At 53.5% G+C, this 15,153-nt stretch carries 16 protein-coding genes; 14 read left to right on the forward strand and 2 right to left on the reverse strand.

Annotated features, from left to right (window positions below):
• Nucleotides 1-19 precede the first annotated feature (19 nt).
• The 7 genes from C5O24_RS00405 to C5O24_RS00440 all read left to right on the forward strand — a co-directional run bounded on the left by C5O24_RS00405 (nt 20) and on the right by C5O24_RS00440 (nt 7,492).
• Nucleotides 20-1,006 (forward strand): vWA domain-containing protein, encoded by a 987-nt coding sequence (locus tag C5O24_RS00405; protein ID WP_107681324.1) that lies wholly within the window; start codon nt 20-22, stop codon nt 1,004-1,006.
• Between the two features lie 30 nt (nt 1,007-1,036).
• On the forward strand, nt 1,037-2,119 hold the full coding sequence (locus C5O24_RS00410) for a vWA domain-containing protein (protein ID WP_107681325.1): 1,083 nt from the start codon (nt 1,037-1,039) through the stop codon (nt 2,117-2,119).
• Nucleotides 2,103-2,930 (forward strand): tetratricopeptide repeat protein, encoded by an 828-nt coding sequence (locus C5O24_RS00415; RefSeq protein WP_107681326.1) that lies wholly within the window; start codon nt 2,103-2,105, stop codon nt 2,928-2,930. The genes C5O24_RS00410 and C5O24_RS00415 overlap by 17 nt, the downstream gene beginning before the upstream one ends.
• A gap of 91 nt (nt 2,931-3,021) precedes the next feature.
• Nucleotides 3,022-4,854, forward strand: coding sequence for a BatD family protein (locus tag C5O24_RS00420; protein ID WP_107034873.1), 1,833 nt, complete (start codon nt 3,022-3,024; stop codon nt 4,852-4,854).
• Entirely contained in the window at nt 4,851-5,636 is a 786-nt protein-coding gene (locus C5O24_RS00425) for a tetratricopeptide repeat protein (protein WP_107034874.1), read from the forward strand. The genes C5O24_RS00420 and C5O24_RS00425 overlap by 4 nt, the downstream gene beginning before the upstream one ends.
• Nucleotides 5,637-5,761: 125 nt before the next feature.
• Nucleotides 5,762-6,019, forward strand: a complete 258-nt coding sequence (locus tag C5O24_RS00430) for a DNA-binding protein (RefSeq protein ID WP_107034875.1) — start codon at nt 5,762-5,764, stop codon at nt 6,017-6,019.
• A gap of 354 nt (nt 6,020-6,373) precedes the next feature.
• Nucleotides 6,374-7,492: a universal stress protein gene (locus C5O24_RS00440; RefSeq protein WP_107034877.1), complete on the forward strand. Its 1,119-nt coding sequence runs from the start codon at nt 6,374-6,376 to the stop codon at nt 7,490-7,492.
• 347 nt (nt 7,493-7,839) lie between these two features.
• Here C5O24_RS00440 and rd read toward each other — a convergent pair whose 3' ends face one another.
• Nucleotides 7,840-8,001, reverse strand: coding sequence for a rubredoxin (rd, locus tag C5O24_RS00445; protein WP_107034878.1), 162 nt, complete (start codon nt 7,999-8,001; stop codon nt 7,840-7,842).
• A 195-nt stretch (nt 8,002-8,196) separates the two neighbouring features.
• On the opposite strand from rd, the gene ispE reads away from it, so the two are divergent.
• From ispE to cysK, 7 genes are all read left to right on the forward strand, one after another.
• Entirely contained in the window at nt 8,197-9,021 is an 825-nt protein-coding gene (gene ispE / locus C5O24_RS00450) for a 4-(cytidine 5'-diphospho)-2-C-methyl-D-erythritol kinase (protein WP_107034916.1), read from the forward strand.
• A gap of 92 nt (nt 9,022-9,113) precedes the next feature.
• The gene (locus C5O24_RS00455) at nt 9,114-9,713 is read left to right on the forward strand and encodes a nucleotide exchange factor GrpE (RefSeq protein ID WP_107034879.1); all 600 of its coding nucleotides are present in this window, start codon (nt 9,114-9,116) and stop codon (nt 9,711-9,713) included.
• Between the two features lie 25 nt (nt 9,714-9,738).
• Nucleotides 9,739-10,902, forward strand: a complete 1,164-nt coding sequence (gene dnaJ, locus C5O24_RS00460; RefSeq protein WP_107034880.1) for a molecular chaperone DnaJ — start codon at nt 9,739-9,741, stop codon at nt 10,900-10,902.
• Between the two features lie 82 nt (nt 10,903-10,984).
• The gene (gene cobU, locus C5O24_RS00465; RefSeq protein ID WP_107034881.1) at nt 10,985-11,497 is read left to right on the forward strand and encodes a bifunctional adenosylcobinamide kinase/adenosylcobinamide-phosphate guanylyltransferase; all 513 of its coding nucleotides are present in this window, start codon (nt 10,985-10,987) and stop codon (nt 11,495-11,497) included.
• Nucleotides 11,494-12,534, forward strand: coding sequence for a nicotinate-nucleotide--dimethylbenzimidazole phosphoribosyltransferase (cobT, locus tag C5O24_RS00470; protein ID WP_107034882.1), 1,041 nt, complete (start codon nt 11,494-11,496; stop codon nt 12,532-12,534). The genes cobU and cobT overlap by 4 nt, the downstream gene beginning before the upstream one ends.
• Nucleotides 12,534-13,283 (forward strand): adenosylcobinamide-GDP ribazoletransferase, encoded by a 750-nt coding sequence (gene cobS, locus C5O24_RS00475; RefSeq protein WP_107034883.1) that lies wholly within the window; start codon nt 12,534-12,536, stop codon nt 13,281-13,283. The genes cobT and cobS overlap by 1 nt, the downstream gene beginning before the upstream one ends.
• 39 nt (nt 13,284-13,322) lie before the next feature.
• Nucleotides 13,323-14,255: a cysteine synthase A gene (cysK, locus tag C5O24_RS00480; protein ID WP_107034884.1), complete on the forward strand. Its 933-nt coding sequence runs from the start codon at nt 13,323-13,325 to the stop codon at nt 14,253-14,255.
• A 22-nt stretch (nt 14,256-14,277) separates the two neighbouring features.
• On the opposite strand, the gene C5O24_RS00485 is transcribed toward cysK, so the two are convergent.
• The gene (locus C5O24_RS00485) at nt 14,278-15,042 is read right to left on the reverse strand and encodes a YczE/YyaS/YitT family protein (protein ID WP_107681327.1); all 765 of its coding nucleotides are present in this window, start codon (nt 15,040-15,042) and stop codon (nt 14,278-14,280) included.
• Nucleotides 15,043-15,153: the final 111 nt, after the last annotated feature.

Consider the following 15,153-nt stretch of genomic DNA (forward strand, 5'->3'; position numbering starts at 1 on the left):
AACACGACTTTCTGATCAAATGCAATTCGCACATCCTACATATCTATGGTTTCTGCTGTTGCTCATACCGTATCTGGCATGGTATATACTCAACCGCAACCGCAAGCACGCCACCATGTCGGTGTCGATCATAGCGCCTTATGCAAAAAACGGACGTCCGCTGCGCGCATGGCTTCTCCACGGCCTGTTCGTCATGCGGGCACTGTGTCTGGCAGCATTGATCGTCATCCTTGCACGTCCGCAGGCATACGACCGCTGGAGCACCTCCAACACTCAGGGCACAGATATAGTCATAGCGCTCGACATATCAACGAGTATGCTTGCGCGCGACTTCAAGCCCGACCGTTTTGAAGCAGCCAAGAAAGTGGCCTCGCAGTTTGTCAGCGGACGTGAAAGCGACAATATCGGAGTAGTGATCTTCGCCGGGGAGAGTTTCACTGCCGTGCCCATGACCACCGACAAGGCTCTTCTTGTCAACTACATCAACGACATCAAAATGGGAATGCTTCAGGACGCCACGGCAATCGGTGACGGTCTGGCCACTTCCATCAACCGTATAAAAGACGGAAAAGCCAAGTCGAAAAGCATCATACTGCTCACCGACGGATCGAACAATACAGGCAATGTAGCTCCGGTCACGGCTGCCGAGATCGCCAAGAAATACGGAATCAAGGTGTACACTATCGGCATCGGACGCAACGGCATGGCGCCGTTCCCTCAGGAGAATGCGTTCGGACGCATCGAGTATGTGAACCTTCCCGTAGTCATTGACGAAGCCACTCTCCGCGACATAGCCTCCATAACCGGCGGCAAATATTTCCGTGCCACCGACAACAATGTCCTAAAGCAGGTGTTTGACGAGATTGACGCTCTTGAAAAGACAGTGCTTGACGTGCGCAATTTCAGTCACACTGAGGAAAACTACATGATGTGGGCCTGGATCGCATTCGCACTGCTGGCACTTGAGCTGCTGCTTCGATTCACCGTGCTCCGCACTATCCCGTAAAGTCATAACACACTACACGCGTAAAACAATATGTTGAGCTTCGCATATCCTCAATTGCTATATCTGCTGCTGGCCATTCCAGTGATAGCAGCATTATATTTCCAGAGCCGTCTGAGTCGGCGCCGTCGGTTGCGCCGTTTCGGCCAGCTCAAGGTGGTCAGGGCAATGATGCCCGACTCATCGCGCTACATGGGCTGGATCAAGCTTACAATCGAATGCCTTGCTCTGGCATTCATCATCATAGCATTGGCGCGGCCTTATACTACCGGTGGCGACACTGCTTCACAAAAAGAGGAGGAAACGGTGTCGAGAGGTATTGAGGTGATGATATGCGTCGACGTGTCGAATTCGATGCTGGCGTCATCGACCGATGATCCCCGGGGTGTCAGCCGTCTGCAGCGCGCCAAATTCATTCTGGAGAAGCTCATCGACAAGATGCACGATGACAAGGTAGGTCTGATAGTTTTTGCCGGAGATGCCTATACACAGCTCCCGATCACATCCGACTATATTTCGGCCAAAATGTTTCTCAACGGCATCAATACCGATATGGTGCCCACTCAAGGCACCGCTATAGGAGCTGCCATAGATATGGCCATCAATTCATTCACCCCCGACAGTGACTTCCGCAAGGCCATAATCGTGATCACTGACGGCGAAAATTTCGAAGACAATGCTGTGGAGGAAGCCCGACGCGCAGCCTCGGCAGGGATTCAGGTCGACGTGATCGGCATAGGAGGCGGCAAAGGCTCACCCATACCCATGAGCGGAGGCGAATATCTCAAAGACCAGCAAGGTCAGGTGGTGATGACCGCCCTCAACGAGTCTATGGCCAAAGAGATAGCTCAGGCGGGCGACGGCGTGTATCTCTCGGGAGGATCTTCGTCGGTAGTGGGTGATCTTGACAGCCATCTTGACAAGCTTGGCAAGACGGAGTTCAAGCGTCGCACAGCCGCATCGGCCGCCAACGAACTGTTCCCCATAGCCGCGATACTGGCCATAATGATGCTTGTGATCGACGGACTGCTCCCCTACTGCAAGATATCGTGGCTCCGCGACATCAACTTCTTCACAAAACAAACCTCAGGAAAGAAAGATGAAAACGGCAAATAAGACTTTGGCTATGATATTGGTGGCTGCGGCCGGAATGCTTGGCATTACCGCCCGTGCATCCGACAGTGACCAAGAGATCCTTCCCACCACCAAACAGGAACGCAATCTCATAAGGGAAGGCAACAGTCTTTACCGTCAGAAGCGTTTTGCCGAAGCTGAAGTGAAATACCGGAAAGCTTTGGAGGAGGTGCCACAGTCGGAAACTGCCCTCTTCAATCTTGCCGCGTCACTGATACGCCAAAGCGGATCGGCCGATCCCAACAGCGGAAACAATCCCATCAAGGATGCCTCGGAAATCCTGCGGCAGCTCGGCAAAGACGGATTCGACACCAATCTGTCGGGCAAGGCATTCTACAATCTCGGCAACATAGCGTTCAACAACAATGATTTTGCAGGCGCAGTGGATATGTACAAACACTCGCTTCGCAAGAATCCTGACGACGACAAGGCGCGCCAGAATCTGCGCATAGCCCAGAAAAAGCTTGAACAACAGCAGCAGGACCAGCAGAATAATCAGGATAAACAGAATCAGGACCAGCAGCAGAATCAGGACCAGCAGCAACAGCAGCAAGATAAACAGAATCAGGATCAGCAAAACCAGGATCAGCAGCAGAACCAGGATCAGCAACAGCAGCAGGACAAAAAAGATCAGCAGAAAAAGCAACAGCAGCAACAGCAAATGAGCAATTCCAACGCCGACAAGATATTGAAGGCGATGGAAAACGAAGAGGCTACCACACGCAAACGTGTCGAGGCCGAAAAGAAAAAAGCTGCCGCCGCACGAAAGAAGCAGGTCACCAATCCATGGTAATCATTGTCGCGCGGAATCTGTTCCTGACACTTACAGCCGGAGAACATTTCGGCCGACAACATAATAAGACTTACACGACTTATCACGAAGCATGATGAAAAAGTTTCTGACATTCATAGCGCTGACGATCATCGCATCGGCCGGACTGCGAGCCGAGGTAGCGTTCAAGGTCAAAGCCCCCGAACGCGTTATGGTCGGCGAACAGTTCTATATCACCTACTCGGTTGTCGACGGCAATCCGAGCCTGCGCTCGCTGCGTGTCCCGGAGATCCCCGGATGCAAACTGCTCTATGGACCGTCGGAGAGCAGAAGCCAGAGCTATGAGATGATCAACGGCCGCACACGCTCCAATTCAAGAGTCGACTACACCTATGTGTACCGCGCTGAAAAGGAGGGTGCTGTCACTATCGGCGAGGCCTCCGTAGAGGCCGACGGACGACAGTTGTCGACCTCGCGACGCAAGCTCACCATCGTGGCCAACTCACAGTCGTCCTCCTCCGGACAAGGAAATGCCGGAAACGGCACTCCGGCCGTAAACATCGACGATATCTCCACCCAAAGCTCCGACCGTACCGTACAGTCCGATGACGTGTTTGTCCGGATCATTCTCAACAAGAGCACAGCCTACGAACAGGAGGCAATCGAGTGTACGATCAAGCTCTATACCAAATATTCCATCTCATCGTTCATGCCCACGAAGCAACCGAGCTTTGACGGTTTTCTCATAGAAGAGGTTCCGATACAGGCTCAGCTCAACGAGGTGGAAAACTATCGCGGCCAGAATTATATGACCGCACTTCTCAAACGCTGCATCATATTTCCGCAGAAATCCGGACGCCTGACCATCAACTCGGGCAATTACGACATCAGCGTGGTGCAATACGACAATGTCAACATGGGTTTTTTCAACGTGCGCACGCCACAGGAGCGCGACATCAAAGTCAGCTCCAACTCCGCATCGATAGAGATCAAGTCTCTTCCATCGCCGCAGCCCGAAGGATTCAGCGGAGCGGTAGGAACATTCACCATCGACAGCCGTCTGGTGGGCAACAGCTTCCGCACCAATGATCCGGCCACGCTGATATATACTGTCACCGGCACCGGCAATATCAAATATGTAAAAGAGCCTGAGATCGACTTCCCGTCGGAATTCGAACTGTACAATCCTCACACCGATTACGACACACGTGTCAACGGCAGCAACGTCAGCGGCACAATGACCGTGGAATACACATTTGTGCCACAGGCCACCGGTCAGTTCAAGATCGGCAGCGACAGATTTGTGTATTTCAACCCGTCAAACGGCCAGTATGTCACACTGTCAACTCCGGTCTATGACATCAAGGTCGCTCAGGGCACATCTGCGGCAGCATCGGCCGAACAGAAGGATATCGAAAGCAAAAACACCGACATACTCCATATCAAGACCGGCGACAAGCATCCTGCCATGCATCGCAATTACGTGATCGGCACATGGTGGTATTGGGCGCTGATGGTGCTGATGGTAGCCGGTGTGGCCGGCGCGGCACTGGCAAGAGGCAAACGCGCACGCATGGCGTCGGACGAAAAGGGCACCCGCCTGATCAAGGCCAACAAGGTGGCACGCCGACGGCTTAAGCTTGCCAAACACCTTTCGGAAACCGGTCAGGACGAGAAATTCCATGAAGAGATCCTAAAAGCGATCTGGGGATATCTCAGCGACAAGCTCGGCATACCCGCCTCACAGCTCACCCGCGAAAACATCATGACCGTGCTCGCTGACGCCGGCGCGCCCGAAGAGGTCAGAGCCAATCTCGGCGAGGTGCTCGACGACTGCGAAATGGCACGCTACTCTCCGGCCGACACACGTCCGTCGACATCCGACATCTACCGTAAAGCCTCACAGGCCATCAACAGTATGGAAAATATCAAGTTCAGAAAATGAAAATCTTTCAGATCATATCACTGTCAGCAGCCCTGACACTCTCTGCCAGCAGCCTTACAGCCCGGACACTCGACCAGCAGGCCGACTCGGCATATTCCGCCGACAGATTTGAAGAAGCCGCCGCACTCTACCGTCAGGCGATAGACGAGTATGGCACCTCGCCCGAACTGTATTATAATCTCGGCAACTCCTACTATCGGCTCGGCGCACCGGGTAAAGCCATCCTTGCCTACGAACGCGCACTGCGTATCGATCCGACTTTTTCCGACGCCCGCACCAATCTGGAATTTGTCAATGCCCGTCTGGCCGACCGACAGGGTGAGCGCGGTTCATTCATGAGCAACGCCTTCGACCGATTTGCCACCCTTCTCACTCCCAACGGCTGGGCATGGGCGGCATTCGCAATATTCGCCCTTTGCATGGCATGCGTGGCTATGTATATACTCACCGACACCGTCATCATCAGAAAAGCCGGTTTTTTCGGAGGAATACTGCTGCTGCTGATCTCCGTCGGAGCCATACTGACGGCCTTCAGAGCACGCAAAATATCCACTGCCCACGACCTCGCTGTCATAATCGTGCCCTCGACCATACTGAGCACCTCGCCGCGTGAGCCCAAAGACCGCAACGAAGAGGCCATGCTGCTGCACGAAGGTGTGAAGCTCCAGATACTCGACTCGATTTCCGAACGCTCCGATACGACTGGCTTAAAATGGTTTGACGTGCAGATCGACAACAATCACCGCGCATGGATCAAATCGACAGCCGTAGAGAAAATATGATTTTATGCTCTAAAACATATCAGGATTTTCGGCAAAATATTTGGCCATATTAAATATTGGGGCTATTTTTAAGCAGACAAAACAAACAAGAAAATATTCACTTCTAACCAATAAATCATTTTATTATGGCTAAGACTATTACATTCAATGAGTTGCGCAAGCTCAAAGACAGCCTGCCCGACGGAGCGACACACCAGATCGCCGACAAGCTCAATATAACCGTACAGACCGTAAGAAACTACTTCGGCGGAAGCAACTATGAGTTCGGCAAAAACGCCGGAGTTCATATCGAGCCGGGACCCGATGGCGGCATCGTGGTACTCGACGACACCACTATCTACGATATGGCTCTCGAAATCCTCAAGGAGCAGAACAAGGATTGAGGTCACACCCCAAATCCACTCGGCAGAGAACGTCTCTCCACGTGACTGCTGAAAACAGAACCATACTACGGCACAAACGCCTTGACGCCGCCTGACGACGGCCAGCCGACCGCCTTGTCAGAGGCGTCAAGGCAAAGCCGAAAGATTGCCGCAGACCGCCACCCTACTTTCGCGGCTACAATCAAGCCCCCACATACGCATTCTCCTTTCTCATTCCCCACCTTCCTCATTAATTCTCTCTTCCGGCGGTCATATTCCCCTCCACTCTCTCCACGATACAGTCCGGACAGTTCTCCTGCCCCGAAAGACACGTCTGAATCTCCTCACCGCAAATAAATCTATAGAACCCCAGCCATGGACGACCGACTGATAACTATTGCCATCCACACCTATGAGCGGGCACTCGAACTGAAATCGCTGCTTGAAAGCGAAGGGATCGAAGCTGTGCTGCAAAACGTCAACCTGTCGTCACCGATCATCTCTTCGGGAGTCAGAGTCAGAATCAAAGAACATGATCTTCCGGCAGCCTTACGGATCATAGAAAACCGTGAAATATTCGTAGGTCCGGCCGTCACATCGTTGGATCTACCGCTCTCACGCCGGATTCTTGTGCCGGTGGATTTCACCCCGATGTCAATCAAAGCCTGCAAGGCCGCCTTCAGGATAGCACACGCCCATCAGGCTGAAATCGTGCTGCTCAACGCATTTGTCGATCCGGCTCTGACTGCCTCGATACAGCTATCCGACACTCTCGACTTCGATGTCGCAGGAGCACAATTGCGCGAAAGCATAGCCAAAGCAGCCGAAAACTCCATGATCACACTGTGCGACGAACTAAAACACATGATCAAGGAGGGTGAGATACCACCGGTGAAGTTCACCAGAGAGATCACTGAGGGAGTGCCCGAGGACGCCATCAACGCATGGGCAAAAAAACATCAGCCGATGCTTATAGTCATGGCCACACGCGGCGCCGACAAGAAAGAGCGCGAACTGGTGGGAAGCGTCACTGCCGAAGTGCTCGATACAAGCCGCACACCCATATTCACCATACCGGAATCAGCATCGACTGACACAATTGAACGCATGCGCCACATTGTATTCTTCTGCACTCTCACCCAGGAGGACATGCTCGGTCTTGACGCCTTGTCGCGGCTGTTCGACGAATCAATGCTTCGTGTCACGCTACTCCACATCAGAAGCCGCAAAGACGCGACACACGGCCTTACTGCCGCCGAGGACGCCCTGCTACGATACTGCCGCGAAAACTATCCGCTATGCACATTCGAGATGATGAGCGCGGCAAGCGATCAGTCGACTGAAAAACTTGACTCGATCGACCGCACCGCGAAAATCAATATGCTTGCCGTGCTCAACAAGAAGAAAAACGTATTCGCGCGCCTCTTCAATCCCGGCATGGCTCATAGGCTGTTGTTCCGGGCCGACATACCGATGATTGTTATTCCGGTTTGAACGATCGCAGATCTGACATCCACCGCACTCCGCCATCACAACCCATTCTTCCAAGGCAACGCTAAGAGATTATCTAAAATTCATATCACTTTGCTTTTGAGAGTCTTTCCAGCGTCTTTTTGTTTGCTCCCCGGTCATGTAGCTACGGCTACACTCCCTCATCACAAACAAAAATCCATCTGACAATCCTTCTCAAAATCCGTATTATATAAATTTAGACAATCTCTAAGATTAGCATGACTGCGTGGCTTCAGGTTGCGCCAGAATGATCCGTCAGTATATGAACATGGCCATGAGTCAGGATTTTTTACTTCCGACACATGGCCATAGGTTTTTGAAGTGAATTGTCACTTTACCGGAGCGAACTGATCCTTGCCCACTCCACACAACGGGCATACCCAGTCGTCGGGTAGATCTTCAAACGAGGTGCCCGGAGCGATACCATGTTCAGGATCTCCTACTGAGGGGTCATACACCCAATCGCATACTTCACATACGTACTTGTCCATAATAGATTTTTTTTAGTGTCGGTTGATAATCCTTTCACCTGACAAACACCTTCACACCGCAAAGTGTTCGGAAATGTCGCCCTGTCATGAACACAAGCCAGTCACCGTTTTTTGACATACTTCCAAACTGATTCCATTGTTATATTTGTAGAACGGTTGTCGCTTGTTTGCGATAAAATGGCTAAATTTGTCGGTATGATAGTTTTTCCGAACGCAAAAATCAATCTCGGGCTGGCCATCACCGGACGGAGGCCCGACGGTTATCATGATATAGAAACCGTGATGTATCCAGTAGGGTGGACTGATATACTTGAAATTGTGCCATCGAAATCAGGAGTGACCGAATTGTTCACTTCGGGGAGACGCGTAGAGTGCCCGCCGGAGAGCAATCTGGTCATGAAGGCCTACCGTGCACTTGATGCCATCACGACGCTTCCGCCTGTCAGCATCTATCTCCACAAAGTGATTCCAGACGGCGCCGGGCTGGGCGGAGGTTCGGCCGACGCGGCTTTCGCGCTCAAGGCTCTCAATACGATGCTGAACCTCGGGCTTGACTACAAGCGGCTTGAGGAAATAGCCGCCACAATCGGCGCCGACTGCCCGTTTTTTATCCGCAACCGCCCAGTGACAGCCACCGGCACCGGCACGACATTCTCTCCGGCCGACATCTCGCTTGCCGGGTACAGCATAGTCATAGCAAAGCCTGCTGGATCAGTTTCGACCCGCGAAGCATATTCCGGCGTGAAATCCTATACTGCCCCTGGCAGGGTGGCAGAAGCTATCACACGCCCCATTTCTTCATGGGATGGATGCCTAATAAACGATTTTGAGGCATCGGTAGCCGCACAACTCCCCGAAATAACCGCAATCAAACAGCAACTTGCCGACATGGGAGCCGTCTACACTTCCATGTCAGGATCCGGCTCGGCTGTCTACGGTCTGTTTGGATGTGACATTTTGTCAGACGATATTTCAGGTAAGTTCCCCGGCATGGACATCTATATCGGGCGGCTTGACTGACTGAACGTTATCCGCTCCCGTTTGTTATGTCAGATAAAGAGCCTTGCAGTTTGGCAAGATTTTTGCACAGTATAAAAAAATTAGTGTCTAATATGAGCGATAAAAAGAAATCATCAGATAAAGCCGACGGAATGCAGTCCGAAGAGATACTGGATAATATCGGTGAATCGGTAGAGGAAACCGAAAATATGAGCGACCAGGATATCGAGAATGCCGAAATGAGCGAGATCGACAAGCTTGCCAAAGAGCTTGCCGAAGAGAAACTCAAGGTTGAGAAAGAGAAGAAGGAATATCTCTTTCTTATGGCTGAATTCGACAATTTCCGCAAACGCACCCTAAAAGAGAAGAGTGATATAATCCGCAACGCCAACGAACAGTCGATGAAAGGTCTGCTGCCTATCGTCGACGACTTCGAGCGCGGTCTCGACGCCACCAAGGATGTGGACGATCCCAACGCCATAAGAGAAGGCATGGAGATCATCTACAACAAACTCGTGAAATATCTCGAACAGAACGGAGTAAAGGCGATGGAAAGCAACGGCGCCGACTTCGATCCGGATATGCACGAAGCCATAGCCATGGTGCCGGTGGAGGATCAGAATCTTAAAGGCAAGGTGATCGACACGCCCACCAAAGGCTATACTATCAACGACAAGGTGCTCCGTCATGCCAAAGTGGCTGTCGGACAGTGACTGTAATTATCGAGAGGCATAAGAGATGGACAAGAGAGATTACTACGAAGTGCTCGGCGTAGCGAAGACAGCCACACCGGAAGAGCTTAAGAAAGCCTACCGCAAGCTGGCTATCAAATACCACCCCGACAAAAATCCAGGCGACAAGGAGGCCGAAGAGAAATTCAAGGAGGCAGCCGAAGCCTACGATGTGCTCTCCGACCCGGAGAAACGCCAGAAATACGATCAGTTCGGCCACAACATGGGGCCGCAGGGCTTCCCAGGCGGTGGATTCGGCGGCGGACACGGTTTCACGATGGAGGATATTTTCTCGCAGTTCGGCGACATATTCGGTGGCCATGGCGGTTTCGATATGGGAGGCTTCGGCAGTGCTGCCGGCGGACGTCCACGCAAACGCCAGCGTCGCGGCGACGATCTGCGCATCACCTTGAAACTGTCGCTTGAGGATATAGCCAAGGGGATCAGTAAGACACTGAAACTAAAAGCCTTTGCAAAATGTGACCATTGCAATGGCACCGGAGCCAAAGACGGCACGGCGTTCGTCACCTGCCCCACATGTCATGGATCCGGCACGGTAATGCGCACTCAACAGACCATTTTCGGACTCAGCCAAAGCGCCGCAGTGTGTCCGGAGTGTAACGGCGATGGCAAGATCATCAAAGAAAACTGCACCTACTGCAACGGCACCGGAGTGCAGCACAAGGAGCAGGTGGTTTCGTTCAATATACCTGCAGGCGTGGCCGACGGCATGACCCTTACCGTCAAGGGCAAAGGCAACGCGCCGATGCACGGCGGAGTCAATGGCGACCTGCTCGTGGTCATAGAGGAGATCAAACATCCGGAACTGATACGCGACGGCAACGATGTGGTCTACAATCTGATGCTCGACTTCCCCACCGCCGCCCTCGGAGGATCGGTGGAGGTGCCAACAATCGGAGGCCGCGCGCGCTTGAAGATAGCTCCGGGAACACAGCCCGGCAAAATACTGCGTCTGCGCGGCAAGGGACTCCCCTCCACCGAAGGCTACGGCACAGGCGACGAGCTGGTCAACGTGATGGTCTACGTGCCTGAAACGCTCAATGACGAGGAACGCAAACTTATAGAGCAGCTTGGCGACAAACCCGATATGAAGCCCAGCGACAGCGTGAAAGACCGTATTTTCAGCAAATTACGCCACATCTTCGATTAACCGTCATATACCATTTTTTTTACGGAGCGACTCGTATAACACGTATGCCGCTCCGTATTTTTTTTGTAATTTTGCCATTGCTATGGCAAAAATCATCATGATCACAGGAGGTCAGCGATCTGGGAAAAGCGAGCTGGCCGAAAAAACCGCATTGCGTCTTTCGGCGACGCCTCTGTATGTGGCCACAGCCGTAATCACCGACGAAGAGATGGCACGACGCGTTGAATCACACCGATGCCGACGCGGACCGCAATGGCGTCTGGCCGAGGAGAAGCTGTGGCCGTCACGCTGCATTGTCGCCGGAGATACCGCACTGATCGACTGCGTCACCGTGTGGTCGACCAACATGCTGTTTCACTTCGACGAGGATGCCGATAAGGCACTCAAAGCCATCATCCAAGAGCTTGACACCATTGCCGCCATGGAGAATGCCACCATAGTAGCAGTAACCAACGAGATCGGGCTTGGAGGCATAAGCCCCAATCCGCTGCAACGAAAATTCACCGACCTTCAAGGCCTTGTCAACCGGCATCTGGCCGATATTGCGTCGGAAGTATATCTAACCATATCAGGTATTCCCGTAAAAATAAAATGATCACATTCGACCTCAGGCGTCCCGACCGCACGATAGAGCCGGCGCTGCGCCACAAAGTGGACAACCTTACCAAGCCGAAGGGCTCGCTCGGCAAGCTGGAGCATCTGGCCATACAGATCGGACTGATACAGCAGACTCTCACCCCGCGACTCTCCAATCCGTGCAATATACTGTTTGCCGCCGACCACGGAATCATAAGCGAAGGAGTCAGCGTTTCGCCCAAAGAGGTGACATGGCAACAGCTCGGCCATTTCGCCAAAGGAGGAGCCGGTATCAATTTCCTGTGCCGACAGCACGGTTTCCGTCTGGTGCTTGTGGACGCCGGGGTTGATTACGACATTCCGGCCGGACACGGCATAATCGACCGCAAGGTGGGACGCTCGACACGCAACTTCCTGCATGGTCCGGCAATGACACACGACGAACTCGACTTATGTCTGCGTCATGGCGCGGAAATCGTCGACATGGTGGCCGACGAAGGCTGCAACGTGGTCAGTTTCGGCGAGATGGGCAGCGGCAACACATCGGCCTCGTCGATGTGGATGCACGCATTCGCCGGCACACCGCTGCCGCAGTGCGTGGGCGCCGGAGCCGGTCTTGACCGATCAGGCATCGACCACAAACTCAACGTACTCACCCGCGCCTGGAAGAACTATTCAGGCGACGGTAGCGTGTCCGACCTTATGGCATGGTTCGGCGGCTACGAGATGGCGATGGCCGTCGGAGGAATGCTGCGTGCAGCCGAGCGCGGAATGGTGATCATTGTCGACGGATTCATCATGACCAGCTGCATGCTGGCCGCCTCACGGCTATATCCGGAAGTGACCGAATATGCCGTCTACGGCCATCAGGGCGACGAATCGGGCCACCGTCTGGCTCTGGAAGCACTCGGAGCCATGCCTCTGCTCCACCTCGACCTGCGCCTTGGCGAAGGGAGCGGCGCAGTCTGCGCCTATCCCATCCTTCAGTCGGCGGTGAGGATGATCAACGAGATGGATTCGTTTGCCGACGTCAACGTGACAAAATATTTCGACTGATGCAACGCCTTGCAGCAGCAATATCGTTTTTCACCAGACTTCCTCTATGGAGGATGATCGAGATAGATCCGCGCCACTATGAGCGTGTCGTGGAGTTGTGGCCTGTGGCCGGATGGCTTACCGGAGGATTGAGCGCGCTGACGTTATGGCTTGCATCTCTGGTCTTCGACGCGCCTGTGGCGGCACTTCTCGCACTCACATCCCGCACCCTTTTCACCGGCGCTCTGCACGAGGACGGACTCGCCGACTTCGCCGACGGCATGGGAGGAGGCACGTCGCGCGAACGGATTCTTGCCATCATGAAGGATTCACACATCGGCACATACGGAGTCATCGCTCTTGCCCTGTATTATATGCTGGCGGCAGCCGCGATAGCCTCTCTGCCGGTGGCTGTAGCCTGCGCCACAGTCTTCGCGGCCGATGTGTGGAGCAAATACTGCGCCGGAATGATCATCAACGCCATGCCATACGCACGTCAGCGCGAAGAGGCAAAGAATCTGACTGTCTACACACGTATCCGCCCGGCCACACTGCTCACCGGATTTCTCCTGTCGGCATGGCCGCTGACGCTGCTCCATTGGCCGCTGGCACTGGCCTCGCTCGCGCCGGTCATCGCCGCAGCGCTTCTGATCATGTATATCCGCCACAAGATCGGAGGATATACAGGCGACTGCTGCGGAGCGATCTTCATCATCTCCGAACTCTGTTTTCTGCTCACTGCAGCGGCTCTGCACCGAACATTAGGCTGAAAAGGCGTGTTATAACGTCAATCAATACATAGTGAAGACATGCAACAACACATAGCCCGGCATCTGACCGACCTCATAGGCAACACACCCCTGCTTCACCTCAAGCGTTTTTCCGACGCTATGGGAATAAAAGCCGACATAATAGCCAAACTCGAATATTTCAATCCCGGAGGAAGCGTCAAAGACCGCGTGGCATTCAGCATGATCACCGAGGCCGAACGTTCCGGGGTGCTCCGCCCGGGCGGCGTGATAGTCGAGCCTACCAGCGGCAACACAGGAGTGGGACTTGCATGGATAGGATCGTCGAAAGGGTATAAGGTGATACTCACCATGCCCGATACCATGAGCAAGGAGCGCCGCGAGCTTCTTAAAGCCTACGGAGCGCAGATCGTGCTCACTCCGGGCGCCGACGGAATGGCCGGTGCCATAGCCAGAGCCGAAGAAATCAGGATTTCCACACCGGGAGCCATCGTGCTCGGACAGTTTACCAACCCTGCCAATCCGGCCGCGCACGAAGCCACTACCGGCCCAGAGATCTGGAACGCTACCAAAGGGAAAGTGGACATATTCATATCCGGCGTAGGCACCGGCGGCACGATCACCGGCACCGGACGCTATCTCAAGAGCCGCAACCGGAATGTGAGGATTGTGGCGGTAGAACCGCGTGAATCGGCCGTGCTTTCAGGTGAGAATCCGGGGCCGCACGGCATACAGGGGATAGGCGCCGGTTTTACTCCTGTCATTTATGATCCCTCGGTAGTCGACGAGATAGTCACCGTATATACAGACTATGCCAGAACCATGACACGCCAGATAGCCCGTCAGGAAGGTCTGCTCGTCGGCATATCGTCGGGAGCTGCACTCGCCGCGGCCCTCGAGATAGGCCGTCGACCCGAATCAGAAGGCAAAACGATCGTAGCGCTGCTACCCGACACGGGTGAACGCTATCTCTCGACCGGTGTATATGACTGAACCGACCGGCAGACGCAAGCCATCAGTCCCTCGGGTTGCGACGGTATATAAACCGCGCCAGACCCACTATATAGCGTCTGAAACCAGGACGATATGACAGCAGGCGGTCAAACCATCCAAGATAAGGATTGAGCAGCTTGATTTCCAAGCCGACAAAAATCATTGCAAACAATGTGCCAGGCCCCACAATATTCCAGGCCCAGCGACCAAAAAACAGATAACTGCTGACCACCGCCAACACCACCAGAACAGTATCCACCACTATCTTCACACGTGGGAAAGCCACTCCCGTGACACGGCTCAACGCCACCGGGAATCCCTCGCCAGGCATGGTCACCGAACCGCAGCGCACCTCAAGGGCTATCCCCACGCCCATCACCGCACAACCGGCAAACTGAGTGGCTATCCGCGAGATCACTGTCGCACATTCAAGCCAATCGGTGAGCATCATGTTGATGTCGATCAACCAACCGAACACAAAACCTATCACAAGCTGAGACAGCTGCATGGGATTGAACCGGCTACGCAGGACGGCTATCTGAAGACCCACCAGCACGAAATTCATCACTATCGTATAGCCTCCCACCGTCAGAGCCGGCGCGAGCCCCCGCGCCCCGGCGATAGAGAGCGACAGCGGCAACGACGATATGACACTGCTGCCGAGATCGGACTTGATACACAACACTACACCAAGAGTCATCAGATAGATTGAAACAAGCAGAAGAGCATGCTGCCATACGAATGACAAGACAGCCTCTTTGCGCGACAACGTTGTTGAAATCTCCATAAAAAACTTAATATTGAATATCTACTCAGGACAGCGCCTCACCGGCGTTTCCACCTGCAAAACTACAAAAAAATCCGCTGACAGCCGAAAGCCTCCCACAATGTAGACAGT

The organism is Paramuribaculum intestinale, from assembly GCF_003024925.1.
Classification (GTDB): domain Bacteria; phylum Bacteroidota; class Bacteroidia; order Bacteroidales; family Muribaculaceae; genus Paramuribaculum; species Paramuribaculum intestinale.